This window comes from Fuerstiella marisgermanici, assembly GCF_001983935.1.
Taxonomy (GTDB): Bacteria; Planctomycetota; Planctomycetia; order Planctomycetales; family Planctomycetaceae; genus Fuerstiella; species Fuerstiella marisgermanici.
This window is the reverse complement of record NZ_CP017641.1, coordinates 5573864-5599910: the sequence shown is the minus strand read 5'-3', so window position 1 is coordinate 5599910 and position 26047 is coordinate 5573864. Positions and strand designations below refer to the sequence as shown.

25 protein-coding genes are annotated in these 26047 nt (G+C 55.0%); 16 read left to right on the top strand and 9 right to left on the bottom strand.

What is annotated here, in order from left to right:
- Positions 1–76 precede the first annotated feature (76 nt).
- The gene (locus Fuma_RS20795) at positions 77–505 is read right to left on the bottom strand and encodes a hypothetical protein (protein ID WP_077025810.1); all 429 of its coding nucleotides are present in this window, start codon (positions 503–505) and stop codon (positions 77–79) included.
- 154 nt (positions 506–659) lie between these two features.
- Positions 660–1304, bottom strand: a complete 645-nt coding sequence (locus Fuma_RS20790) for a hypothetical protein (protein WP_145944279.1) — start codon at positions 1302–1304, stop codon at positions 660–662.
- A gap of 780 nt (positions 1305–2084) precedes the next feature.
- Between Fuma_RS20790 and Fuma_RS20785 the strand changes: the two genes are divergently transcribed.
- The gene (locus tag Fuma_RS20785; RefSeq protein ID WP_077025808.1) at positions 2085–2342 is read left to right on the top strand and encodes a hypothetical protein; all 258 of its coding nucleotides are present in this window, start codon (positions 2085–2087) and stop codon (positions 2340–2342) included.
- A 55-nt stretch (positions 2343–2397) separates the two neighbouring features.
- Here Fuma_RS20785 and Fuma_RS20780 read toward each other — a convergent pair whose 3' ends face one another.
- Positions 2398–2784, bottom strand: a complete 387-nt coding sequence (locus Fuma_RS20780; RefSeq protein ID WP_158521081.1) for a type II toxin-antitoxin system VapC family toxin — start codon at positions 2782–2784, stop codon at positions 2398–2400.
- Positions 2768–3046 carry an AbrB/MazE/SpoVT family DNA-binding domain-containing protein gene (locus tag Fuma_RS20775; protein WP_077025806.1) on the bottom strand — a complete coding sequence of 93 codons (279 nt, stop codon included), beginning with the start codon at positions 3044–3046 and terminating at the stop codon, positions 2768–2770. The genes Fuma_RS20780 and Fuma_RS20775 overlap by 17 nt, the downstream gene beginning before the upstream one ends.
- A gap of 344 nt (positions 3047–3390) precedes the next feature.
- Between Fuma_RS20775 and Fuma_RS20770 the strand changes: the two genes are divergently transcribed.
- On the top strand, positions 3391–3597 hold the full coding sequence (locus Fuma_RS20770) for a hypothetical protein (RefSeq protein ID WP_077025805.1): 207 nt from the start codon (positions 3391–3393) through the stop codon (positions 3595–3597).
- Positions 3598–3675: 78 nt separating this feature from the next.
- Positions 3676–4029 (top strand): hypothetical protein, encoded by a 354-nt coding sequence (locus Fuma_RS35975; RefSeq protein ID WP_218922224.1) that lies wholly within the window; start codon positions 3676–3678, stop codon positions 4027–4029.
- A 120-nt stretch (positions 4030–4149) separates the two neighbouring features.
- Here Fuma_RS35975 and Fuma_RS35380 read toward each other — a convergent pair whose 3' ends face one another.
- Positions 4150–4350 (bottom strand): type II toxin-antitoxin system Phd/YefM family antitoxin, encoded by a 201-nt coding sequence (locus tag Fuma_RS35380; protein WP_158521080.1) that lies wholly within the window; start codon positions 4348–4350, stop codon positions 4150–4152.
- Positions 4351–4503: 153 nt separating this feature from the next.
- Positions 4504–5043, bottom strand: a complete 540-nt coding sequence (locus tag Fuma_RS20755; protein WP_145944278.1) for a zinc ribbon domain-containing protein — start codon at positions 5041–5043, stop codon at positions 4504–4506.
- A 374-nt stretch (positions 5044–5417) separates the two neighbouring features.
- Between Fuma_RS20755 and Fuma_RS20750 the strand changes: the two genes are divergently transcribed.
- From Fuma_RS20750 to Fuma_RS35375, 12 genes are all read left to right on the top strand, one after another.
- Entirely contained in the window at positions 5418–6668 is a 1251-nt protein-coding gene (locus Fuma_RS20750) for a PEGA domain-containing protein (protein WP_083732201.1), read from the top strand.
- A 257-nt stretch (positions 6669–6925) separates the two neighbouring features.
- Positions 6926–7330 (top strand): hypothetical protein, encoded by a 405-nt coding sequence (locus tag Fuma_RS34290; RefSeq protein WP_145944277.1) that lies wholly within the window; start codon positions 6926–6928, stop codon positions 7328–7330.
- Between the two features lie 12 nt (positions 7331–7342).
- A complete protein-coding gene (locus Fuma_RS20740; protein WP_077025801.1) occupies positions 7343–7525 on the top strand; it encodes a hypothetical protein in 183 nt (60 codons plus the stop codon).
- A 463-nt stretch (positions 7526–7988) separates the two neighbouring features.
- Positions 7989–9419 carry a replication initiator protein A gene (locus tag Fuma_RS20735; protein ID WP_145944276.1) on the top strand — a complete coding sequence of 477 codons (1431 nt, stop codon included), beginning with the start codon at positions 7989–7991 and terminating at the stop codon, positions 9417–9419.
- Positions 9420–10157: 738 nt separating this feature from the next.
- Entirely contained in the window at positions 10158–10844 is a 687-nt protein-coding gene (locus Fuma_RS20725) for a ParA family protein (RefSeq protein WP_077028456.1), read from the top strand.
- Entirely contained in the window at positions 10841–11179 is a 339-nt protein-coding gene (locus tag Fuma_RS20720; RefSeq protein ID WP_077025798.1) for a hypothetical protein, read from the top strand. Before Fuma_RS20725 ends, Fuma_RS20720 begins: the two co-directional genes overlap by 4 nt.
- Positions 11180–11687: 508 nt before the next feature.
- The gene (locus Fuma_RS20715; RefSeq protein ID WP_083732199.1) at positions 11688–18050 is read left to right on the top strand and encodes an RHS repeat-associated core domain-containing protein; all 6363 of its coding nucleotides are present in this window, start codon (positions 11688–11690) and stop codon (positions 18048–18050) included.
- A gap of 108 nt (positions 18051–18158) precedes the next feature.
- A complete protein-coding gene (locus tag Fuma_RS20710; protein WP_077025796.1) occupies positions 18159–19271 on the top strand; it encodes a polymorphic toxin-type HINT domain-containing protein in 1113 nt (370 codons plus the stop codon).
- On the top strand, positions 19261–19644 hold the full coding sequence (locus Fuma_RS20705) for a hypothetical protein (protein WP_077025795.1): 384 nt from the start codon (positions 19261–19263) through the stop codon (positions 19642–19644). The genes Fuma_RS20710 and Fuma_RS20705 overlap by 11 nt, the downstream gene beginning before the upstream one ends.
- 145 nt (positions 19645–19789) lie before the next feature.
- Entirely contained in the window at positions 19790–20158 is a 369-nt protein-coding gene (locus tag Fuma_RS20700) for a hypothetical protein (protein ID WP_077025794.1), read from the top strand.
- A gap of 55 nt (positions 20159–20213) precedes the next feature.
- The gene (locus tag Fuma_RS20695; protein WP_077025793.1) at positions 20214–21296 is read left to right on the top strand and encodes a polymorphic toxin-type HINT domain-containing protein; all 1083 of its coding nucleotides are present in this window, start codon (positions 20214–20216) and stop codon (positions 21294–21296) included.
- Positions 21297–22201: 905 nt separating this feature from the next.
- Positions 22202–22360 carry a hypothetical protein gene (locus Fuma_RS35375; RefSeq protein ID WP_158521079.1) on the top strand — a complete coding sequence of 53 codons (159 nt, stop codon included), beginning with the start codon at positions 22202–22204 and terminating at the stop codon, positions 22358–22360.
- Between the two features lie 576 nt (positions 22361–22936).
- On the opposite strand, the gene Fuma_RS35370 is transcribed toward Fuma_RS35375, so the two are convergent.
- Positions 22937–23086 carry a hypothetical protein gene (locus Fuma_RS35370; protein WP_158521078.1) on the bottom strand — a complete coding sequence of 50 codons (150 nt, stop codon included), beginning with the start codon at positions 23084–23086 and terminating at the stop codon, positions 22937–22939.
- A 193-nt stretch (positions 23087–23279) separates the two neighbouring features.
- Here Fuma_RS35370 and Fuma_RS35365 point away from each other — a divergent pair, with 193 nt between their 5' ends.
- On the top strand, positions 23280–23471 hold the full coding sequence (locus Fuma_RS35365) for a hypothetical protein (RefSeq protein ID WP_158521077.1): 192 nt from the start codon (positions 23280–23282) through the stop codon (positions 23469–23471).
- Positions 23472–23484: 13 nt separating this feature from the next.
- Here Fuma_RS35365 and scpB read toward each other — a convergent pair whose 3' ends face one another.
- Both scpB and Fuma_RS20670 read right to left on the bottom strand, forming a co-directional pair.
- Positions 23485–24267, bottom strand: coding sequence for an SMC-Scp complex subunit ScpB (gene scpB / locus Fuma_RS20675; protein ID WP_077025789.1), 783 nt, complete (start codon positions 24265–24267; stop codon positions 23485–23487).
- Positions 24268–24307: 40 nt separating this feature from the next.
- Positions 24308–26029: a hypothetical protein gene (locus tag Fuma_RS20670; RefSeq protein WP_077025788.1), complete on the bottom strand. Its 1722-nt coding sequence runs from the start codon at positions 26027–26029 to the stop codon at positions 24308–24310.
- Positions 26030–26047: the final 18 nt, after the last annotated feature.

Here is a 26047-nt window from a genome sequence, read left to right as displayed (position 1 = left end):
AGGTCGAAGTCGCCAAGCATAACCTACGCGAGGCATTGTGACATGCAGAAACGAGTCAAATCCGTGGGGCTGTGAACTAACTCACACGGACTGGACCCCAATAAGTGGCATCGCCGGCTGCGAAAGATCCCTGACCGGCTGCGACAACAACACCAGCATCACAAATCTGCAGCACACGCTGAAGCTGCAACCGCCGGTCCAACTCGCCGAACCGTCGCCCGCTTACGACAACTTGATGATCGCTGAAGGTCAGCTTCAGGGTCGTGTCATTGGTAAACTCAATCTGATATAGATGCGAGTAGGCCAAGCTCTGACTGTCGCCGCTGCGATATTGCGAATTCAGCATGATTGCGGTCTGCGTCGCTTGCACCACCGCTCCACTATCATCTCTCATTTCAATCTCATCGCCGCCATGATTCAGCGGCAGCGAACGAACTCCGCATTCATCAAATTCAAACCAACCAACCGCGACCGATGTTCGACCGCAAAAAGACGAAACAATCACTGGATCAGGGCTCGTTGCACAATAAGCCTGTGGGTGACTCAACCAAAAGACTCGTGCCTCAAGCAGCGGGTAAATCCAATGGCAACGGATGTTCGCTCTCGAGGGCAGTCAAGCCCACACTCAAAGCCGATGCCTTGAGTGTGGGCTTAGAACACTAAATGACGCCCGAAACATCCAGCTTGAAGTGCCTGCCTTTTTGCCTGCAGCTACGAAACGTTGTCGCCTGAGTGCCGGCTTCTTCTATCGGATAGGCGTGAAACGTGATGACTCTCTTGCTCTTCTCGGTTTGGAAGCCGCCCTGCACAAGAATGCACGTTTCGCCTTCCGTACCGACGACCGACTTGCCGCAGTCGAAAATGATGTCGACGCCGCCGACAACATCACATTTTCCCCAAGGCACTGAGGTTGCGAGCAGGCTACAAAGGTCGAGCGAGTCCTGAGAGTAGATGGAGCCGAGAAACACTGGCGTGTCTGTCTTCGTTGATCCGGGCCAGCGACCCAGGTAAACGTGTTTTCGCTGGTGATAGTCACAGTAAATCGGCACGTCTCCAGGAAACGTTCCGACCCGGATTCCAAGCTTTGCGTCGACCGTGCCGAACAAGTGTGACTGAGTCGCCATTCGTACGGTGACTGGTCCGGTTGGCACATCGTCCGTGTACTCCATCGGGGCTTTATGAGTCGGACAGGTCGGATCCCTTGCCTGAAAGTTGGGGTTGGCCGCAACCGGGTGAATGGGGCGTACCGGTGGGGCGTACACCCAGACTGTGCATCCCCAACAAGGACATATCCATTTGGGCATCGTTCGGTACCTCCAGATTCATAAGGGATTGTTTTACTGGCGTGACTGCCGCTAACACAATTGGTTCGGTGCCCAGGGGGGCGGCTCCCGGAAGCGTTCTTTGTTTCCGTGCAGCAGAGTCTAAGCACCAAAGTGGTCATTGCGAGTTAGTCAGTGGTGTTGCGGCGAACCAATTGTCACCAATCAACTCCACTGTGGATCGAGGTCCGGCGGGGGGAGCCGCTAAGAGAACTTCTAAGACGGGAATTGTCAGCTGTGCAACGATGTTTGTTATTTCTCTTGACCATTACGACCACAGGTCGAACGTTTTACAAGTGAACTGGTCATGTTGGTCAGACATTGAACATGCAGACATTGCACGAGGTGTGGAGTTCGCAGACCGGCTGTTGCAACCCGGCATTTGCTGGTCGCGTGCTGAGCGGATTCGGCAACCCAGTTTCGTCGCTCATGTCGAACCGTCCTATGTTGCGAAATTGCTGCCCGCAGACGCGCCTTGGTATGTAGGTTTGCCTCGGTTTGAGAATGCCGGAGTTTACGGTGCCGTGTCCCTTATTGAATCTGTTCGGGAATTGGAGTTCATGGCCTGGGTTGCGGCGGCTTCCGGTTGCTGCGGCAGGCAGGGCCGGGGCGTGCCAGAGGATCTGTCACTCGCCCCGGCGAAGACTCCTGCGGTCTGCCTGCGCTCACTTCGCCGCCGCACGTGCTCCGCAGCGGGTTCGTCATGTCCTCAGCCTGTGGGTGAAGAACATGACAAACCCTTTTTCACAGGAGCACTCAGAAATGGCCAGTCAACCCAACAAACCTGTCGCCGAATTTCGCATGGGACTTGTCAAAGCCGTCGTCTGGCGGAACGAGTCTGACAAAGGCCCGTGGTACAACGTCACGATTGTGCGTCTGTATCAGCAGGAAGGACACTGGAACGAAACCCACAGCTTTGGTCGTCACGACCTGCCGCTGGTGCAACGCGTCGCCGAACAGGCCCACTCGTTCATCTACGAGCAGAAGCCCGAAGTCGCGGCCGAACCGTCAGCGGACTGACCGCCACTTCCCAAACCCGCCGGTCGGGCGATGAGCTCGGCCGGTGTGCTTGGGGTCAGCTCATCTGCCGAAACGTTTCCACTTCGGCGTCGATCGGCAGGTGCAACCAAGCATGATCGCCGGTGAGTATCGGCAGGTATTCAGCCATGCCCAGAGCAAGGCATGCTCGGTCGGCGAAGGAGATGTCACGGCCTTTCACCAGCGGGTGAATTTCGGCCGCAATCAGAGCGACGTCATTCGTGAACGGGACGATCTCGATACCCGCCGTGGCCATGATGGCTCTGGCCAGTGACAACCTGTCGCACGCTCCGCTCTTCTGGTAGACCTCCGACGCATTGACCGCGGAGATCAGCCCGAACCGCATTCGGTGTCGGGCTTCTTCCATGCCCGGCTCGTTCTGGCAAACGGCGAGCACCACGGACGCGTCAATGATTCGTCTCACGCCGGGCCTCCGCACGACGTGCTTCCATTAACTCGCGGGACAGGCTCACGTCAGCGGGGATGCCTTCGCAGAAGGCGTCCTGCAGTCGTTGCATGGCTTCCTCGTAGCTTCGCAGCACGATCGCCCTGTCTTCGATGCTCACCACAAGCTCACCACCATCGTTGAGCCCCTGCCGGATTCTCACCGGCTGCGGCAGGACCAATCGACCCGAAGTGTCGATGCGGCAATTCCATTGTTCATCCGTTGTTCCATTCTGCATCATGATGCCATCCCTGGTTGGCTGTGGTCTTCATCTATCACTATGCCACAAATCGGGCGACAGCGCAAGCCGTTTCTGATCGGACGTGTTCGCTGTCGTTCGTCAGCAACGATCCTGTTGAGATTGGGTTGTTCTTAGCGACACCCCCGGCGACTCATCGATGTCGGAGCTAAAGCCGCCGACGGTCGAGTCCAGCAGAAAGTCGGCTCCCCCTGAAGGTCGCCCCCTACTTTCCGCTTGACTCGCACGCTGCCTGTGGCAGCTCCGTCTAAGGCGACTTTGTACGCTCGCCATGAGTCGCGGGGTTGCGGCTCAGTAAGACAACCAAACCAACCAAGGAGTTGATTATGACCAACGAAAACAACACAACCGCCGGCAAGAAACCTTCGCACTATGCCTATCAGGTTCGTGAGACCGAAGACGGCAAGGGATTCTGGAACCGCATCGGTGCCGCGTGGACCAATAAGAATGGTGGCTTCACCATTCAACTGGAAAGCATCCCGCTCGACGGTCGCATTGTGTGCCAGCCGCCGAAGGAACAGACCGACAGCTAACAACAACCGGGTGAGCCGGGATTCGAAAACGATTTCGGCTCACCCGCTTCACACCCCCACGATGAAAGGAACCTCACCATGAACCAACACACCGACCTTCGAATCCATCTGAAACTGCAGCCAGAAGCTGCTGCAAAACTCATCGAATTCCAGGATGAACTTCACAGCCGTCTGCAGGCTGCCTTCAGCGACTGGCTCGTTGACGATCCTGACAACCTGAGGATCGTGACCTGCCATCCTGTGATCGACGACGAAATACAAATCACGTGGCACATTGATGACGTCCACGAGGTTCGATCTGACCTGACAGACGATCAGGCCTGGACCGTGCTGCAGGATATTAAGCGACACCACGATGCCGGTATTGGCATCAACTGGCACGTGATCGAAAACGCTGCTGAACGCCTGTATGGCGAGTCACCCGACGCTTGATGTGGACCGGTGTTGTTCCGGACAACACAGCGCGGCCGACGTTGCGACGCGGTGCCGGCTGCTTCACCGCCGCTCACTCCATCGCGAGGCGAGGAACTACACCGGTCTCTTGTGTCCAACCTATGGGCTAGTGGACTCCGCCGCTTCGGCACGAGCCAGCCAGTACAGATCTTCGAGTTCCTGCAGATGCTGATACTCCACGGGCGACAATACGACAGCCACAGGGTAGCCGGATTTCTGCACAACAATCGGTGCTTCGCGTGAGGATGCGAGGTAATGGCTGAGTTGCCCCTGAAACTCCGTCGTTGAAACAAACTCCATAATGTTACCCTCCGTTGCGTCAACCATGGCACAACAGGCAGACAGCCGCAACCATTTTCTATTGCGTAACGGCGGTCGGATTGCGACGACTCTTTCCTGCGTGATGGCAGTCATTGCCGCTGGCTCGATCAACGGTGATCACATCCGTCGGGTTCAGTTCTTCCCTCGGTTCGCCCGGAAGCTGCGTACCACGATGACCAATCCGAAAATGAGTCCACCGATTGTCACAAACGCCTGTCCCAAAGCCTGCCCCTTACCTTCCGCGGTCCGCATGTTGGGCGGTCCCTGAATAGCCAGTTGAACGGCGTTCGAAGCGAGCGAAGCCCCCATGATGCCGGCGCCGACAATCATTTTTCGCGACCAGTGCAGGTCGCCAGACGCCGGCTTCTTCTTGCTCCTTTTCGCACCCTTCTTCGATCTAGGCGGCATGTCGTCTGCCGACCCCGGTGCGGGACTTTGATAAGGATTGTCGTTGCCTGCTGCAGATGGGCGTCTCCGCCTGCCCGCACCGGTTTCAGGAGCACGCCGCTTCTTGCGTGTCGGCGTGCCAGAGGTTTCTCCGCCACGATCTGCACCGGGAACGCGGATCGTGGTACCGCAGGAGGGGCATTTCACTTTCCGCCCCGCCGCAGATGCCGGGCAAGCCAGCTTCTTGTCGCATTCGCCGCACACAACCCGGATCTTCTCATTCATCAGGAACTTTTTCAACGTGGGAACATTCATCATTCGAGTTGGTCACGTCGAAACAGCGAATGACCGCCCAGACACCCCGGATGGGAAAAACGCTCCGCCAGAAGCACTGGATATTTACGATCGCCGACAGGGGTGTTGAAGGGGGGCCACCTCTGCGCCAACAACTTCCGTACAACCACCCGATCCGTCTTGTAATCCCGCAGCACCGTTCGCATAATTAAGACAGGCCGACAGGGTGCGCTAACACCCTGCCGACCCTGACCTCACGCCCTTCGCTAGAAAGGACGATCAGCTATGTCGAAGTTTAGGCTTCGGGCTCATTGCTCGCAAATAGGCGTTCCTCGGAACGTTATCTGTGCGAGTGTTTCCCCAGCATGTTTCATTCTGCGGAATCGGTGCGCGCTGTCGATGCATCCTTTGGGGTGTGTTGGTCAGCCCGCCAATGGGGAGAAGCGTTCTCCCCGGCGGGTTTTCCACGTTTGGCACGGGGCACTCGATCCATGGCAGCTTTCCATTCTCACCCATTCGCCTCGTCCGCCGCAGGCGGACTTCCCACCGTTCAATCATCGTTTCCACGTGGCCGAAAGCGGGCGATACCTGTCCGGCTGAAGACCAGCCTTGCCACACAACTTGCCGCCGCGATACTTCTGGCCGGTACATCCGTCGCGGCGGGATCCTGGCCCGCCGCATCAATGGCCCTGCTGTGTATCGCTGCACTGCTCGGCATTCGGAGATTGCTTCGCTGCGGATCAACCGGTGCGTTGCTGGGTGCTCGTCACTCGGCGATCATCGCCTGCGGTGTGTTGGTGGTGATCACGATTGTGGCGGCAATGAATCGTTCCAGCCTGGTCCTGCCGGGTCTGGGCGGCATCGTGTTGATGGTGCAGTATCTGTCCGCCCTGGCGAGCGTGGTGCCATCAAGCTCTGCCGCGTCGGTGCGGCAGTGTTTTCCTGCAGCGAATCGAAGGCCGATGCCGCAAATGCTGCTCGCCTCGACGATACTTCTCTCCACATGGAGTGTGGCCGAGGCCCGTGACATTCGCGTTCGGATCGTCACGACACCCAAAGCTGCCACCATTTTCGTCGACGGGAAGAAGGCCAAACGCAAAACACCGACCACGCTGAGTCTGTCGCCCGGCGATGAGGTGGTTCTGCAACGGCCGGGCTACGAGACCTATGAGTTTGAAGCTAACCCTGACGAGTTGAAAATCGAAAAGAAGCTCAAGGAAATCACCGAGTTCACCCTGTACTTCGAAACCAAGACGTCCAACCGGCGATGGGCGAACACCCGCGACCTGAAGATGGTCGTGATGCTCAACGGCAACGCTGACGATCAACGGGTACTTCGGGGAAGGGGCATCCGCCGCGTCGGGGCCATTGATCAGTTCGAATTCGAGTTTGACTGTCCGGCCCGCAACATCAAGAGCATCCGCATGGCGGCCCTCGCGGGCGATGACAAATGGCGATGCGATTATGTCCGGCTCCGAATGGTCAAGCGGGACGGGGCGGAAACGAAGATCTATACCAGAGTTGTCAATGGCTGGTTCTCCTGTGACTCAAAGGAAGGTCATCAACAGTTCGACATCCCGCTGACCGCTGTCGCCTTCATGCCGCCGCGAAAGTAACGGATCATCACCGGCGCGATGCAGCGGAAGGTGGCGTTCCGGTTGCCTATGACCGCCACCGTGCTGCTGCAGGCCGGGCTGTTGGTGTAAACCCAGCGTTGCCGGTCCGTCTCCGTGCCCGTGACATCACCACATCTGTGGCTCTCAGAATGGCAAGCTAAAGCCGCAGCCGGTCATCGGTCGTCGTTGGCATTTCTTCCTGGCCAATGACGACCGAACAAGATAACCCTATTAACCACCATCGAAAGGAGATTGATATGCCACGACACGTCCAACTCACGACCACCATTACCCTCAACGTTGCCGAAGATGTTTCGGAAGAGGAGTTTCGTCGGGGAATCACCGAACAACTCAGGCTTGGATTCCGCACGTCCCTGTCCGAACACGATGCTCCGATTCATATCGTGGCGATCAACGATTCTCACGGTGAGCTGCATCAGGATGCTTATCTGCTCCCGTTGATGGCGGCTTTCGGCCAAACCGCAATCGTCTGGTCTTACCGCGACGTGCTGGAAGTCCGACCGGACCTGACTGTTGAACAGGCCAGCTGCGTCGTCCATGAAGCTCTTCACTACAACACAACATCCCCGGATGTCGGCTGGGACACGCTCGAGTACACCGCAGAGCGATTGTTCGGGGCACCGTCCGAAAAAACGGTGTGAGGAGGATGCCGCATGTCTGACTCTGAGGCAATCCTGGACGACCTTTTCCATTCCTGTGCCTTCATGGCCTTCATCGAAGAATACGCTGGCTCGAACGGTCTGCCCGATTCGGATCGCACCAAGTGGCGAGCCTATTCTCACTTCGAAACGTCGCTCGCGGAGGCGAATGCTTCCCGCCGGAATCGACTCGCCTGAGATCTGCCGCCAAATCTGAACCGGTCTTCCGATACCGTGCTTTGGAGGCCATCACGTGATCTGAGGGACATCACACCGTGACTCGAAGGGCGAGACAGGCCGATTTGTTTTGAGGATGCGGTACCGTGATTCGGGGGACCAGTTCACGTGAACTGAGGGATGAATTACCGTGATCTGAGGGACACGATACCGTGAATTGAGGGATGAAATACCGTGACTCGGGGGACAGATGCACGTGATCTGAGGGACATTTCGATCCGCAAGCCACTGACTTACAAAGCGGATTCCGGACGTAAACATAGAAATAATATAAACAAGAAATAAACATCAACAAACGCGTGCGCGCGACGACGGTGGTGGTGTTTCTTTTTGAAACAGCTTGTCGGAAGGGGCAGGATTTTATCCCCCAGGTCACGGTAATTTTTCGCTTGCCTTGATCGAACGACACTGGCACTGTCGAGTCATGGCTCGAGAAAAACCCACCGCTCAGATCCTTCGCTTCAAACCCGATCCCGGCAACGCTCGTGATGAGTTGAACCTCTGCGAGTTCCCGCTGGCTCTGCTCTCCAGTCGAGCTCCGGACGGCTGTAACAAGCTGACTTTCACTGACAAAGTCTGGGATGAATCCCGGCAGAAGGCAGTTCAACGATCGCTGTTGGTCACGGCTCCCACGCATTACGGCCTGCCCACCGCCAAAGACGAAGAAGTGCTGCTCGGACTCATCCACCTGACCGAGCAGCAGCATCAGTTTCGCGAACCGACCGTCTACTTCACCCGCTACGAGCTCATCAAGTTGCTGGGCTGGAATCAGGGAGCCAAATCCTACAACCGCATTCGCGAATCGCTGGCTCGCTGGAAAAGCGTCACGCTGGACTATCGGCATGCGTGGCGGCGCTCCGACAGCTGGGTGTCCGAGATCTTCAGCCTGATCGACAATGTCACGTTGTGTGAGGGAGAAACTCAACGCACAATCGACAAGGACTCCAACCAGATCAACCTGCCGCTGTCCAGCTTCACATGGAATCGAATCTTCTTTGAATCGATGCAGCGCAAGCACTTCAAAAAACTCGATTTTGGATTCTATCTGCAACTGGAGACCGCAACCGCCAAACGCCTGTTTCGGTTTCTGGACAAACGGTTCGGCAGCGGCCGCATGCACTGGGAGTTCGACCTGCAGGAATTCGCGTTCGAACATATCGGACTCGCCCGCACCTACAACAGCGGCAAGATCAAGGAGAAGTTGCGACCTGCCATCGAAGAGCTGGAGCAGGAAGGCTATCTCGTGCCCCGCACACGCGAAGAACGCTACGTCAAACGCGGCAAGCAGTGGCGGGTGAACTTCACGCGAGCCTCCGGCAAAGCCGTTGACGCTCAACCACACACCCGGCCGCTGGATGCGGATCTCATGCAACGCGGCGTGAGCCGGCAACTGGCCGAAGAACTGGCCGCCGCCTTCGACGACGAGGCTGTCTCACGCCAGATCGCCGTGTTCGACTGGATCATGGAGAATGATCGCGAAAGCCTCAAGAACCCCGCCGGTTATCTGGTGGAGTCCATTCGCGGCGACTTCCAGCCACCGGCCGAATACAAAACTCCGGCCGAACGGGCCGCAGCCGAGCAACGCTTGCAGCAACGGAAGGTGGTCGAACTGAAGGCAAAACAGATCGAAAACTCCGAACAACAGGCGGTAATGGCAGAACGAGCACACATCGAGGCGATTCGGGAGAAGCTCAGCGTGGCCGACCTCCACAAGCTCGAACAGGCGGCCATGAAAGCCGCCGATCCGGAGCAGCAGCAGGCCCTCAGCCTCCCCACCTTCCGCACGATGCAGTTGCGGCTGCTGGTCGACAAACAGATCCTGCAACGCTATCCCATGGCGGAATGCTGCCTATAGAAATCCGATAGCAGCTATGCCTGCCTCAAAGCACCACGGATCAAATTATGCCGTGTGCGGTGTGTCGCCAGCCGCTGTTGGTTTTCGCTCCTGCACCAAAAAGCAAGTACGACGCAGCATCCCTACTTTTCTGCACAGAAAAAGAAAGCCGACGGCAGGCAGCCGCCACCGTGTTTGCTCACGCTTGAACATCCAAACGCAGCGACTTCCTTCACATCCTGTTAGACTCACCTCCCGACAGCTTTTGCCCCAGGAACAGAGCTTAATGCTCGACTGGAATCGTACGTGGAGTATCCCGACCTGCCCCAAAGTTCGTGGCGGAAACTGTCACAAAGTGAACCCCGCTGTCAGCGTTGCCGAAGGAAGTTCGCAAGTCAGTTGAATGACTAAACGTGTCAAAGGAATGTCATTGAATTTTACAGACGTCTTCCCTTAGCGTTGCTAACGTGCCTGTTTTACGGTCAAACAGTCTTCAGCATGACTTGTTGGCCGGATGGCTTTCTGGATTGCAGGCGTGTCAGTTGAATTGCTGACATGCTTGCTTGCCAGCATGCAAACATGCTTACATGACTGTAATCCAACAGTCTTTTCTGGTGACTTGATTGTTGCAAATCCTGCCATTCAACTTCGTTGCTTTCGGGATGGTTGGCGGGCAACAAAGCCATCGTGTCTCCCAACACGTTTTCATGCTGCACATTTTACTTGCCAGACCGTTTGAAGTGCGCTAACGCTGATGACATGACAGTCATCGCAGTCACCAACAGCAAAGGCGGAGTCGGCAAATCCACGCTGGCTGTGCATCTGGCCGTCTGGCTCCATGAGCAGGGCCACCGAGTCATCCTCGCCGATTGCGACACGCAACACAGCTCGTCCGAGTGGATCAACGAAGCCTGTCCCGATGTCGAAGCCGTTCGCCTTGAAAGCCCGGACGAAATCATCGACGAACTTCCGCAACTCGCGAACGACGTGGACTACGTCATCGCCGATGGTCCGGGCAGCAACACCGAAACGAGCCGAACACTGCTGCTCTTCGCAGATCTGGCCATATTCCCCTGCAAGGCATCCATGCTCGAAGCCCGGGCCCTCGCGAAAGCCACGAAAGTGCTGCATCAAGCACATACCGTGAATCCGGGGAGACCAACGGCCGTGATCGTATTGAGCATGGTCGGCCGCAAATACCGACTCACACAGGACATGGTCGAGGCAGCAAAGGCGTTGAATATGCCACTGGCTGACACGCCCATGGTGCTGCGGCAAATCTATGCCGACGCTCCCGGTCAGGGAGCCGTCGTCTGGCAACTCGGCGCGCGTGCCCGAGAAGCAACGAAAGAAGTCCGTCGCCTCTTTACTGAGATCGTGCCCGAAGCAAAGACCACGAAAGCGAAACCACGCAAACCAAAGCGTAAGAAGAAGGAGGCCGCATGACGGAACGCCGTTCACTGGTCGAAGGCGTGAAGGAGTCTTCGAAACTCACAGAGAAAGAGGAAGAATTCATCTACGGCGAAAAGAAACCGTCCGGTCCCTCCTTCGCTGCCGCGTCTGTTCCCAGGACGGCCGCAACGCCTATCGTTGCTGCGGCCCCTGTTCTGCCACAAATGACCGGTCGTATCCCGGTCACCACCCGCTGCCGCCCGGAAGTCGCCTCCGCAATTAAACGAGTCTCGCTCCAACGCCAACTGGCGGGCGTCGAGCCCTATACCGTCCAGGACATCATGGAGCAGGCACTAGAACAATGGCTTGACCTCAACGGACACGCCTGAATTTAGCTTTACCAATTTCCAAACGGTTCGTTCCAAGCCAATGGAATAATGCATATTCAGACAACTACACACAGGATCAGGCAACCCGAACGGGTATACCCGCAAGACCAAGTGTCTAATAATGCTCTATTGTCCATGAAGGAATTCCCGAAGTTTACCCTAACTCCTTATAGCAAAGGCGGATCGGCAATTCAGCCAACACCTTTGACCGTAATCGGGGATTATGGCACCGATGACACTTTCAGCCTGACTGTTTCGTGTTTTTTGCTGTTTCAGCTGCATTCTCGGAAATAGGTCAAGTTTTCGATGGATTGTACCAGTCGTGGTTCGAACGATGCCCCGTGGGTTGGGGGGGGCTGGCCTGTACTCCCCATGACGTCACAGAATGCGTGTTGGGCGAAATAGTTCGAGTGTGCATTGTCATAAACGGGTCCACCCAGAATCACCAATTTTCATCGGAGAAGTCGCAGCCACTGAGTAATTCCACAGAAGATCCCGGAGGACGAAGATGCCATTTCATCACGCTCGGACGCACCATAACACAGCTCGAATACCAGACGTGCAAGGTTCCTCGGGGCGATATCACTTCGCCATTGACAGGCTGCAGCGTTTGTGGCTTCGGTTTGATCCTCGACAGATTTTAATGCGTCCGCAGAATCGTCGCCGCCATTTGGCATGGACGCACTTCAGCGAACCTTTGGAATCGCGAGCCCTGTTGTCAGGCATGGCTCCGTGGGGCACCAGTGATGCGTACAACGTGGCTTATGACTCGCTTGACACGTCAGCCCAAAGCCAGGCAAGCGTGTTGGCCAACGACTTCGACATGGAGTTCGACCCGCTGACTGCCGTGCTCGTTGGCAGTCCTTCCGATGGTTCAATCACACTCAGTTCCAACGGGCACTTTGTGTACACACCGGATTCCGGCTTTGAGGGTTCGGATTCCTTCACGTATCAGGCTTACGACGGCACCGGCTACAGTGGCACCACCACAGTTTCGTTGACTGTTGCCACGGCGCTCACGCCCGCGACGAATCTCGACGATCGGTCGTCCGCACCGGCCAGCAATCTCGACAGTTTCCACGTGTCGCGGCATACGGGCGGTGTACAGATCCGTAATCGGATCACGACCGGCGTCGAGCTTGTGTATGACTCCACGACAGATCCCAATCCGATCATTGGTGTTGAATCGGAGTATGTTCAGGACGCCAACTCATTCAACTATCCGGCGTCCGTGGATGCACAATTAACGCTGGACACTATCGTCGGCACAAGTGTGCATTACAACGCCTCCAGCAGTCTGTTTAACGGCGATGTGATTCGACTGACGCAGCAGGTCGACGGAAGCTCACTGGCCACCGGGCGTTATGACTACGAACTGGCAGCCACCGTCAATTTTACCAGTGGCGGACTGACCTCCAGTCGAACGTTCACCGGCAGCACGCATGTCGTAAATCGTAACGTCAGCGAGTTCGGCGATAACTGGTCGATTGCTGATCTTGATCAGTTGTTCATCGATTCAGCAGGCGTGCTGCTGGTTGATGGCGATAATGTGGCATCGTGGTTCGAAGACGACAGTGGCACGTTCGTCAGCCCGCCCGGACCGCTGGCCTTCTCAACGCTGGTTGAGAACATGGATGATACGTACACATTGACAGACAAATACGGCAACAAGGCGGAATTTGACGAAGACGGATTGCTGACGGAACGTGAGGACCGCAACGGCAACTCGACCACCTATGAATACATCGACGCGGACAGCGATACTGTGGTTGATGAAATTGAGACCATCACCGATCACTATGGCCGCGAGACAACCTTTGCCTACACCAGCGGCCTGCTATCCAGTATCACCGATTTCGCGTCCCGCGTGACCACGATTGGACATGATGCTTACGGGCGACTGACATCAATCACACGCCCCGATCCCGATGGTGCCGGACCAATCGTGGCACCGGCCACCGCATACGGCTATAGCGGCACCACCAGCCAGTTGGATCTCGTCATTGACGCTTTGTCGAATGACACCGAAATCGATTACGACTTTGCTGGGCGCTTCGACGAAGCCACTTATGAAGACACCAGCGATGTCAGCATCGTTGGTTATCTTGGTCGGGGACTGGTCGACCTGGCCAGTGGTGACGGAACGCCGTCCGATCCGGCTGACCTGTATTATCCGTATGGAGCCACCATGCCACCGTCGGGCAGCGGCATGATGACGGATCAGATGGGAAACGATTCCACGTATCACGTCGATCGCTTCGGCTACATGACGGGGTTCAAAGATGCTCTTGGCAATCGCACCGATATCGAACGCAATGCCAACGGTCAGCCGACCAAACAAACCGATCCTGATCCGGCCGGTGCTCCACCACGCCCTGTGACTGAATATACCTATGACTCGGACGGCAATCTTACGGAGATCGAGTTTCCTGACGACACACTCAACACGATGGAGTACAACAGCAACAACTTCATGACCAGTTTCACCGATGAACTGGATCAGGAAACGACCTATACATACGACGCCTACGGCAACGTCGATACGATCACGGACCCGCTCGACAACGACACGGAGTACACGTACAACACCGAAGGTCTGGTCACCAATATCACGTTCCCCGATCCCGACGGGGCCGGTTCGCTGGTCGCGCCGGAGATCGATTACACGTACGATGTTGATGGCAGGCTGACGAAGGTGACCAATCCGGATTCCACCGAAGTCGATTACACGTGGGACAGCAAAGATCGCATCACGTCCGTTTCCGACGAGCTGGATCGCGTCACGTCCTACACGTTTGACGAAATCGATCGGCTACTGACGAGTACGCTGCCGGATCCGGATGGTGTTGGCGGACTGGCGGCTCCGGTCACGACCTTCACGTATGATGCCTATGGTAACCGACTGACGGTCACGGATGCCGCCGGAAACGTGACGAGCTATGACTACGACGACCGTCACCGACTGATTGAACTGACGCTTCCTGATCCCGATGGCGTCGGAGCATTAACCTCACCGGTTCTGGAATGGGCGTACGACGCGGGCGGGCGACTCACGACAGAAACAGACGCCCTCGGCAACGATACCACCTACGCCTACGACGCCCTCGGCCGAACAGTTTCGGTAACATCACCAGACCCTGACGGGGTGGGTTCACAATCCGCTGCTGTTGTCAGCTACCTCTATGACTCGCTCGGCCGACTAACACGAATTACCGATCCACTCTCGAATCAAACCAATTTCGAATACGACAGTCGCAACCGAAAGGTCAAACAAACCGACGCTGACCCTGATGGTGCCGGCCCCCTGTCATCGCCAGTCACTGAGTGGGAATATGATGACGCGGGCCAACTTTCCAAGTCCATTGATCCCCTCGATTTCGAAACCACTTACGCCTACGACGACAACGGCAATCTGACGACAGTGACGTTGCCCGATCCCGACGGGGTTGGCAGTCAGACTTCGCCGGTCTACACCTATGCCTACGATGACCTTGATCGCCGGGTAAGCACAACCGACCCCCTCAGCAATGTGAGTAGCAATGTCTATGACATCAATTCGAGGATCGTACAACTCACTGAGCCCGATCCTGATGGTGGTGGCTCACAGTCGTCGCCTGTAACTGAATGGGAGTACGATGATGCTGGCCAACTCACCAAGTTCATTGATCCGCTCAACCGGGAAACTGTCTACGACCACGACAACCTTGGCCGACTGACAAAGACGACACAGCCAGATCCGGACGGTGTTGGTTCACTGACGGCTCCAGAGTATCTGGCGACGTATGACATTCTTGGCAATGTTCTGACTACAACGGACCCATTGGGAAACGTAACGTCCTTCGATTACGACGATTTGTCACGACCGATCAAGCGAACGGACCCAGACCCTGATGGAGTGGGTTCACTCACGTCGCCCGTGACGGAATGGGCCTATGACGCCGCCGGGCAACGGACGCTGATCACCGATCCTCTCGGCAGGTCCACTACGCTTGCGTACGATGATGCTGGTCGTTTAACCGCAATGACGCTGCCTGATCCCGATGGTGGTGGGGCGTTGGCTGCTCCAGTCTATGCCTATGAATGGAATGCGGCGGGCCTGGCGACGATGATCACGGATGCTTTGGGAAACGAGGTGTCTTTTGACTATGACAATCTCAATCGACGCATCGAACAAACCGATCCCGATCCTGACGGTGCTGGTCCGTTGTCGGCACCGGTGACGCAATGGGAATACGATGCCGCCGGTCAGCTTGTCGCCAGGATCAACCCTTCAGGGGCAGAAACCACATACGATATTGATGGACTCGGGCGGATTATCAAGACGACCAACCCTGATCCGGACGGCGGTGGTTCTCAAATATCGACCGAATACGAGTTCACATACGATGCTGTCGGAAACGTGCTGACTCGCGTTGATGGGCTGGATAAAACCAGTTCCAGAAATTACGACAATCTCTACCGTCTCATCGGGACGACCGACGCAAATCTCGGCGAGACAGAATTTGCCTATGACGGTGTTGGTAATCTGGTGAGTCTAACGGACCCGGAAGGCAATGAAACAACGTGGACGTATGACGACCTTGACCGCATGATCGCCGAGACCAACGAATTGAGTAAGACTCGCACACGTGAGTACGACGCAGCGGGCAATGTTACGGTGATGGAAGATCGAAATGGCAGAGAACGCCAATTCAGCTACGACAATCTGAACCGCCTGACCCAGGAAGAATGGATCAGTGCTTTAACTGTAATTCATACGATTGACTACGTATACGATGCTGCGTCTCAGCCAACCAACGTTGCGGACGACAATTCCGAGTACGATTTTACTTACGACGACCTTGGGCGGCTGATAGAAATCGACAATAGCGCGACGCCCGACGCTCCGGCCGTGGTGTTGGAGATGGCATACGATGTCGGCAATCGAAGGACATCGCTCACTACTGAAGTTGACAGTACGGATGACTTCATCAACACCTACGTCTACGACGACCTTGGGAGACTGACACAGGTGAGCCAGGACGAGCAGTCCGGCGGAAACAGCGTGGCCGAAAAACGCGTCGACTTTGCCTACAACAGCCTGAGCCAGTTCACCGAAATCGTACGGTATGCGAATGTGGCCGGGACACTGGATGTAGCGACCTCTGACTATTCATACGACTCGGCAAACCGATTGACCGGGCTCGATCATCAGCATGGGGCCACAGCTCTGTCCGACTACGAATGGGTGTACGACAGCAATGGCCAGTTAACCAGCGTCACGACTGTCGACGGAACAGATGATTTCAGCTACGACGATGTTGGACAGGTGACAGACGTGGATTCCGACTACCAGTCCGACGAGTCGTATTCGTACGACGACAATGGAAACCGTACAAACGCAGGATACACCACGGGTACCAACAATCAGGTCACATCTGACGGTACTTACAATTATGAGTACGACGACGAGGGGAATCGGACAAAGAAGACGGCCATTTCCGGCGGCGACTACGTCGAATATGAATGGGATCATGCGAATCGATTGACAACCGTCACGTTTAAGACATCCGGAGGCACCAAAACGAAAGAGGTCTCCTACGTCTATGATGCATTTGATCGGCGTATCGCCAAGGACGTCGATTCCAATGGTAATGGCACCGTGGATTCGGGCGAACGATACGCGTACGACGGGATCGGCATGTCCGATATTGTCCTTGTGTTCGACGAAAACGGAGACCTGGAAGAGCGGCTGCTCTACGGGCCAGCCGTTGATTTCCCACTGGCGTCTGAAGACAGCTCAGGAAACGTGGTGTGGTTCCTGGCGGATCAACAGGGGACGATCCGCGATGTGGCCGATTACGACAGCGGAACGGACACGACCAGCGTGGTCAATCATCTGACGTACGGTTCGTTTGGTGCGATTGTTTCACAAACGAATTCCACATACAGCCCTCGCCATGCCTTCACCGGACGTGAATGGGATGCCGACGCCGAACTCTATTACTACAGAGCCAGATGGTACGACCCGGCTCTCGGTCGCTTCATCAGCGAAGATCCAATGGGATTTGGCGGAGCCGACGCCAACCTGAGCCGCTACGTGGGTAATGCTCCGATGAACTACACGGATCCCACGGGTTGGCAGCGAAATGACAACTCACGTCGCTGGCCCGATTATCTACTTAACGAAATTGACGACACTCAAACATTTCAGTGGATGGCGACATTTCAGGCGTTGACCACCGGAGAACCAGAAATAGGTTTCTTGAATGGACTGGGGACCGGATTCAAAGCGATTGTCAATTCAGGTGCAGATGGACTCGCGGGGTTAGTCTCGCTTGGATTTTGGGATCCTGACGATGTGATCGAAGTGGATCCCACTTCAGACCTTGGTTATGAAAGCTCCTTGCTCATCGCAAGGATCGGAGCCGAAGCCGCCATTGCTGCGGCAACGCTTGGGTTGGCCGAAGCGGCGCAGGCTGGACGACTTGGGTGCCAGTCATCACAAATCGCCAACTCACTTCTGATTTATGATACCGCAGGAAACCTTTCCAGCGGAGCACAGGGAGCTCACGATATCTTAATGACTGGAGAGATGACCCCCTCCAACACCTTGCAACTGATTTCTGGCGTCATCGGCATCGCACAAATGCCCAACATGAAAGTGCCGAAGCCGAACTGCTTTGTCGCCGGGACTCAGGTGGTTGTTTTGTCTCCTGGGACCGGAAAACCAGCAGCTACAGGTCAAAGCACTGATCGCAATTGGGAGTTCATTATTGCGATTGGGGCATTCACCGTGGCATCCGGGCTGACCGTTCGACGTAAACGAAGCGATTTAGAGGCGGAAGCAGGCAGCATCAAACGGGCGGAGTTGAGTCCTGAAGTGTCCTGACCTGAAGCAATTGCGGTGAGACGCACATCCACCGCGGCCACCTCGAATAAAACCAGAATTGTGTACAATTTAAGATTCCGTACCGAAGCAAAGTACAGGAGCAAGACAATGCCAGGAGTTTTTCAAAAGCCTCACAAGAACACTGAATGGCTACGACGCATTGCCATCGTAGCGTGCTTAGCCATTGGCATCACGTTTTCGTTAAAGGCGATGACAACCGAGGTATCTGCAACCACGGGGCTGCATCGTTCGCAGGAGACAAGGCAGCTTGCGTCGGTTGCCCCGCCCCTGACAACAGTCAGTATCGAGGACATTCAGCTTGGTCAGCGAGTGGTCGGGCGCAATCCGCTGCGTGAGGAGACTCAGCCGCCATCGGACATCAATCCGGCCACTTGGCGAGCCGTTCAATTGAGCATGTTTAAGGGGGGCGTGAAATACGATCTTGCATTCCTGCGACCGTTGTCCTGGCTTGAATCAAACAGTGCCAAAGTTGGCCATTCGATTCATCTGGAAATGCACGAAATGGGCCTCAATGGCCCAGCTAAAGTTGTCGCCATTGATCCGTGCCCGCAAATCGAACCGGACGACGGCACGAGCCGTAACGTCGTCACGGGCACGATGGCTCATCCCGGTCCCAACATTCTGTATCTGAACATCACCGGTCTCAACGAAACGCTGGGAGTCACCGACACACATCCCATCTGGAGCGAAACTCGTCACGAGTTCGTCGTCGCCGGAAAACTGGAAGTCGGAGAGCAATTCAAAACCCTCACCGGCGAAACCTCCACCCTCACAAAAATCACCCCACACCGAGGCCCACCAGAAATGGTGTTCAACCTCGAAGTGGATGGCGAGCATGTGTACTCCGTGGCAAGTAACGGATTGCTCGTGCACAATGATTGCGTTGATCTCTTTCGGGCTGTATCTCCGGATGAATTCGATGACATAATGCGAACCGGCAATTTCAATCCATTCCCCGGTGCAATGGAGGATAAGTTGTTTGTCACAGACTTAGGTGATGCATTGCGAGTTGCTGATCAACCTGCCCTGATTGACGCAGCGGCGGTCGTAAAGACCTCAGTTCCCGGTGACGTTTACGACCTGCTCGGCCATAGTAATACAATTGATACTTGGGCCATAGATAATGGCACCGTAATTGTTCCAAGCAACCTACTCGACTTGTTCAACAGCACGAAGGAAACAGTAGTTCATGCCTTCTAATGCACAGGTGTTTCTTGCAGACGTCAACCTGACTGGAATGGGCTTCGGTAATTTCTGGCCGCGATCCGGATTTCACCCTCTTATTCGCACCAACGACGGAATGTTTTCCTGCGTGCTCTACTTCTCAGCACACTACGATGCTCGCTCTTCAAAGACCATCCGCGCCGTCGTCATCGTCAGTGAGCATGTGCCGACATCGGTATTCGCGAAAGGCGAGTCTATTGACTTTTGCTCGGCACTGGGCGTCTCAATTGCGACCGGATCGGTTGTTTCGAGCAGTTGTCCATTCAAACTCAACCAAGATTACCAGGCAGTAGCTGAGCGAGTCTTCGCCGAGCAAATAGCGGTGCTGCCAAAAGGTTGCGGAGATTGACATCTGATTAGCGTTGAGTTCGCAAGCGGTTTAGCACGTCTCCCAGATTCTTCGTGATTGTGGCATTGGATCCCGGCAGGTTGGGAAGCAACAAGGGGATAAACACACACCCATCGTTAGCTGGTTTTGTCGAGGATCATTTCAGATGAATGCACATGAATTCATTCAGGCTGTGAAGCTTCGTGTTATTGATGCGGCTGCAGATGGCGTGTTGAAGAATCTTAAGACTTCGCATTCGCGTTCGTCCACAATAGCATTGCAGGAAATTTCTAAGTGGTTCAATGGACTTTCGAATTCCGATCAGCGCCACGTAGCCAAAGTCGTACAAATGACCGCTCACTCGGCAGCATTCGGACTCTTCTGTGTCATTGACGGAGTCCGCGTTGTTGAATCCGGACCTGAGAAGAGCGAATTTCGCCTCATGGCAATTTCAGCGAATGGCAGTGAAACAACATTGAATCCAGATGACGGCGAAATGTTGCACGATCTGCTGAATGCGTTGGACGTCGACTAATCGGTACGATTACGGGGATTACGTGCCACGCATCCGTTTTGGGCGGGAGTTAACGATGAAACACGAACCTGATTCTGAGCGGAACAAAGTCACGCGCCTTCGTCAGGTTGTCATTCTTGGCTGTCTTATCGTCGGCTGCGTTTTCGCAATGCGGGCCACGATTCCGCATGCGTCAGCGACAAGCGATGTCAAAACGGAATTGACCGCTGAGATCTCGCCAGCCGTCCCCTCGGCTGCGGACCCAATTCGATTGCGTACGAGAAACATCGAAGACATTCAGCTTGGTCAGCGAGTGGTCGGGCGCAATCCGCTGCGTGAGGAGACTCAGCCGCCATCGGACATCAATCCGGCCACTTGGCGAGCCGTTCAATTGAGCATGTTTAAGGGGGGCGTGAAATACGATCTTGCATTCCTGCGACGGTTGTCATGGATTGAAGGCAACGCTGCCAAAGTTGGCCATTCAATTCATCTGGAACTGCACGAAATGGGCCTCAACGGTCCGGCACTGGTTGTCAGCATTGATCCGTGTCCTGAAATCGAAGTGGACGACGGAACCGGCCGCAACGTCGTTACAGGCACGATGTCTCATCCGGCGGGAAACATTTTGTACCTGGACATCACGGGGCTCGACGAACCTCTTGGCGTCACCGACACACATCCTCTCTGGAGCGAAACTCGTCACGAATTCGTCGTCGCGGGAAAGCTGGAAGTCGGAGAGCAGTTCCGAAGTCTCACCGGCGAAACCGCCACCCTCACGAAAATCACGCCCCACCGAGGATCACCAGAAATGGTGTTCAACCTCGAAGTCGACGGGGAGCATGTGTACTCAGTAGCTGATGGCGGGCTACTCGTACACAACGACTGCATTGGTTGGGTCAACGGTTCTGACCTTAGCGGCGAACGCATTTTGATGACCGGAAGCGAAGAATTCGGAGGATTGATCGGCCGCATCCCAGATTACCCAGACGTTCACCCAGCCTATCCTCAACACGCGTTCATTCTCAATGGTGACCGTCTTTACGATGAAATGAACCCACTTGGAACCGATGCGGCTACGTGGTTCGGCACTTTCATGGAGATGAACAATATTGAAAGTGCCACCGACATGACCTATCTGCTTCAGTTCGAAGGCTTATAAGCGGTGTGTGATTTATCGGAATACTGGGAAGATGTTGACCGTCTCCACGACGTAGCGCTGAGAGCGGCTGGACTCCTGTCGAAAGAGACATTGGTCAGTGAGATAGACGCCAATCCGTTTGCAGCTGAGTTGATACTTGATTTCCGGGAAGCTTTTTTGCTGTCAGTCGGTGCAAAGCGGGCCAACACAAAGAAGCTACGTTACCGCGACTGGCTGAAGCATCAACGAATTGGGGAATTCCCAGTTGCTTACAAGGGCTTTGGGACGTGGGCACCTGCCGGAAGGGAGCGAGCCGCAATGGTATCATCGGCACGGGGCAGAGTCTTAGATGCGGTTGACAAGTATACGTCTGAAGTGCGTTTTCAGACGCCAAACCTGCAAGCCTGGAAAGTTCGCCTGTCGAAGTATGCTGCATTGCATGCGAAGTTGGGAAAGATGTACTCGATTCTTGGGGGGATCCTGGCAGTTGAATCAGTGATTGGGGAGATTGAGTCAATGCTCGTCGTCGGATTCCCTGAGGTGTTTCCCGCTCACCCCCAGACTTTCAGGGAATTCATGGGAAGCAGGGACGTCGAACCACACAACGAATACCGAGGCTTTTGTGAGGGGAAGACGGAACTAGAAGTAACGGACGAATTCCTGCGACACTGGCAAGCCTATCGGGTTGTCACTCCTCAGTTGGTAAAGCACCCGCATCTACGGAAACTGGAGTCGGGAGAGAACGATGAGTCATGAAGCTGAAACCAATCCCGAGCGAGGGACAGTTGGATTAGTCCGCCGTCTGGCCATCTTTGCATGTCTGCTCGTCAGCTGCGGTCTTGCCATCCGCTGAAGACTGGCATGCCTTGGTTGAAATGGTCCATAAGAAATGAGAGTCTCAACGCCGATTATGGCAAGGAGATTCGATGTCCAAGCAACAACGAAAACACCAGTCGGGCGAGCAGATCGTGAAGAATCTTCGCGACGCGGAGACGCTGCTTGGTGCAGGTAAGCCCCAGATGTATTGGGTACGGAATCCGGTACAGAATTTGTTGCACAGCGTTACAAATTATCACACAATGTAAACGGTGCAGTCACCAAGGGGCCAAACCCATTCATCGTAAACGCTGAATTCGCAAGCTGTTAAGCACGTCTCCCGATCGCTTTAGGGTTGAGACAGTGAGACCCGGCAGGTCTTTCGGTCGCATTTGCTGATGAGCAAAAAGACTTATGACTCGTGACTACACGAATAGTCAGTACCGTCATGGTACTGAATTTATCGTCGTGATCAGGTCAAGATATCAGCGGCTACATCATGTTGCATGTCGAAGCGGCGGGCGAGCCTGAGGCCTGTTAATGCTATGAAAAATGGCCTGCTTGGCTTGGGATGTATGTCTGTAATTTATAGTGTCAAAGTCCCGCTCTTCGCTCGCCATTCAGCAACTATCCGAGCCGATAAATTGGTAGCGGCCCTACACCGGGAATACCTCCAAACCCACGTCTGCCAATGAATTGCACAAGTGTCTTCGTTTAGTGCAATTTGCACCAACTGCGGCGAAATCGGGGGCAATTCGGGGCAATCCTGAAGATTTCCCCGATTCACTGACGGAGCGATCGGCCAGCAAAAACATTGCTTTTGCCCGAATATATCCGGTACCGCGCTACATATCGTCGGCGTAGATGATGATGATGTTGGGCCGGGCGGCCAGTGACTGATTCGAAGACAGCAGCGGCGAGAGCAGGACGCAAATCGACAAACCAGCGAATTTGCAAATGCCGTTTGAAGCTTGCTGCACCAGTTCATTTGCCATGTCACTGTCTTTCAAGGAAATCACAATCGTGAAAACACGTCGCAGTGGGCGTAGGTCAGTTGTGACGTGCCATTGCATATTCAACTGGGAATGGTCCAATCATGAAAGCGAACTCTGGTGCGGCTGCGGCAAAACGCAGCAGAGAACGTCATCGAGAGTTCAAGGGCTGGTTCCGAAAAACGTGAGCTGCTGCATGGCCGCCGCGATTTTGGTGGCTCGCACGCTAACAGTCAGTTGCACCACCGACTTCAAGAAGTTCCGTCGCGACTTTTCCACTACGGATTCTGCTATCTCAGAAGCAGAGTCACCGCCGAATTCGCAGAGCCAATCCAACCTGAACGCTGCATCGTCTCTCATGCATTGCGGCACGTTGAGGCACGCGTAAGCTTCAGCATCGGCTATTTGAAGCTGAAGACATCTGCCTGAGGCAGGTCGTCCAGGCTGTCCAGGCCGAACAACCTCAGGAAACGGTCGCCCGTCCGGTACTCCACTTCTGACTTTTTCTTGCCCGATCTTTCAACCTCAACCAGTCGCAATCGGACCAGCTGCCGAATAATGGTTTGAGTCTTTCGCTGACCCAGTTCCGTCAGGTCTTCTTTCGTGACGGGTTGGTTGTACGCCACAAACGCCAGCACCTCCAGCGTATCCGGCGTCAGACGAACTTCGCGCGGGCCCAGCCCGAACACGCGAGCCTGAACGTTGGCAAATTCTTCGCGCAGTTCCATTCGAAATCCGCCTTCGTGCAGCCGAATTTCATACGGGCGGTTTTCGTTGGCGTAGTCTTCGTTCAACTGGTCGATCAAACGGACGGCCAGTTTGGCTTCGGCATCGTTTCCGATCAACGCCGCCAGTTTGCGCGACGTGAGGGCCACTTCACCGCCGACGAACAGAGCTCCTTCAATGACGGCTCGCGGCGAGACGCGGGTCGAATCCTGAGTGCAAATCGCCTCAGCGCGATCAGCGCCGGCTTCTGCGGCGAGGTCTTCGGCCAGCACGTCGCCGATTGACGTGTACGCTTTTTCGTCGCCGTCCACGTCGTCGTCTGAACTTTCGGCCAGCTCCATCAATGCGGAACCGACCTGCATTTCTGCTTCGTCCAGCGACTTCATCGCTTCACGATATGCCAGTTCGATGTCGTCCATCGATTCAGATTGGATGTCAGAATCCAATTCGTCAGACATTGTGCTTCCCTGCGGCGCTGTGTCGGACGGTTACGAAAAACTACTCAAGATTCTCTGTGGAGAATGTGACGAGTTGCGTTCCAACGAACCGCAGCAAGCCTGAGTTAAAGAAGATCTCACCGCTGACCCGGCCGTCCGCTACTGCCACGTCAAACGTAATGTCGTCGTCCTCTTCCTTCAGCGTTTCGATCGCCTGAGTCAATCGTAGCAACTGATCGCGGCGCTTCTGTTGACCATCAAGCGTCTTTGGCGGCGCGAGATCTTTCATCAGCTTTTCTGCTCGTTTCGCCCACGGCAATGCCTGCATGGTGCTGCGAAGAATGACGTCAGATTCAGCTGGTTCCTTCAGGGCTTCGATGCCAGCCTTCAGTGCTGGCAATGCATTTGGTCCAGACCCGAACCATACTTTGTCTTCGGATGTGCCAATCAGAATTTCCGCTTCTTCGCCGAATACGTCGTCAAACAGTTTTAGAAAACCCTTGCCGAGTTTGACTTTGTGAATTGTGACGTCGCCAACGGTCTCCGCACCGATTGTGACTTCGTTATCGCCCCCTGTTTTTCCGATCAGGGCCAGAGTTTCATCGAGTCGCTTCGCGTCCTTAACCACGATCGCTCCGTGCGAAACAAACTGGTTGGATTCGTTCGGGACCGCTTCGATGAATCCGTTCAGGTTTTCTGAAGCGACGCCGTCTTTCACCAATGTCATGATTCCATCAAACAACTGCAGTGACGCTTCCTTTTGCTCAGCCGTCATCTTGGTGTTTGCAGCCAGTCGAGATTCCACGTCTGCACGCATCAGTTCAATAAATGAAAGCGTGTTTTTCGTTCGCAGGTCGTCGATAGGATGGTTGATTCGGAATGACAAGGCCGAGCCTTCCGGGCTGACGGCCGTGGCGAATGCGTCGATTTGTTTGTTGAACATTTCGATGCCTTTGGCCATCGAAGTGCCCGGGATTCCTACGCCGTCAAACAGGATTTTGGCCGTGACCGCTTTCTTGTCCAGAACCGCTCGGGCGCTGGCAACTTTGGACTCGACCATCAACCGTTCCAGCTCATTCAGGTTGTTCGATGCCGCACCTTTGCGCAGTTCGAATTCTGTTTGAGATTCCTCCGGACGCTTCTGCAGCGAATCCATGTGGACGGCACGAATTTCTGCGAACGACGCTCGGCGTTTTTTGAGGTCTTCTTCAGATTCGGTTGCGTTCGCCAATTGAATGCCAACGTTCGCCTCGCCATCAAGAATTTTTGTGATGACCGGCACCGGATTGCCTGCCTTCAGAATCAACTGCTTCAGCAAGTCGTGATTCTTGGGAGTTGACGGTGCCAGAATCGCATACTTCTGTGCTGGCAGAATGCGAAACCAACCTTGCTCGGTCGGCAGCATTTCGTGCAGCGTTTCTGACCGTTCCTGTAGCACGTATTCCGCGCCGATGTTTTCGTCTCGCAGATCTTCGACGGGAACCGTGTACGGGCCGTAGATCATGATGGGAGGCGGCGTTAAACCGGACAGAATGTCGATTCTCAGGGGACGCTCGAAATCGAGCCCAAAGACCAGGAACTCGATCATGCCCTCCCAGTTATCCCAATGTCGTTGCTCACTTTCCACCAGATCCAGAAAGAACTTGATGTCCTCCTTTAGCTGCTTTACTCCTTTGTGCGCAACAGAGATCTCAGGATTATGCGGTTCCTGTGCAATGGACTGGGGCCCACAAAACGCCATCAGAAGCAGAGCGATTGTTGACAGAATTTGGGTTCGAATCATGTCTCGGTGAACTCGTAA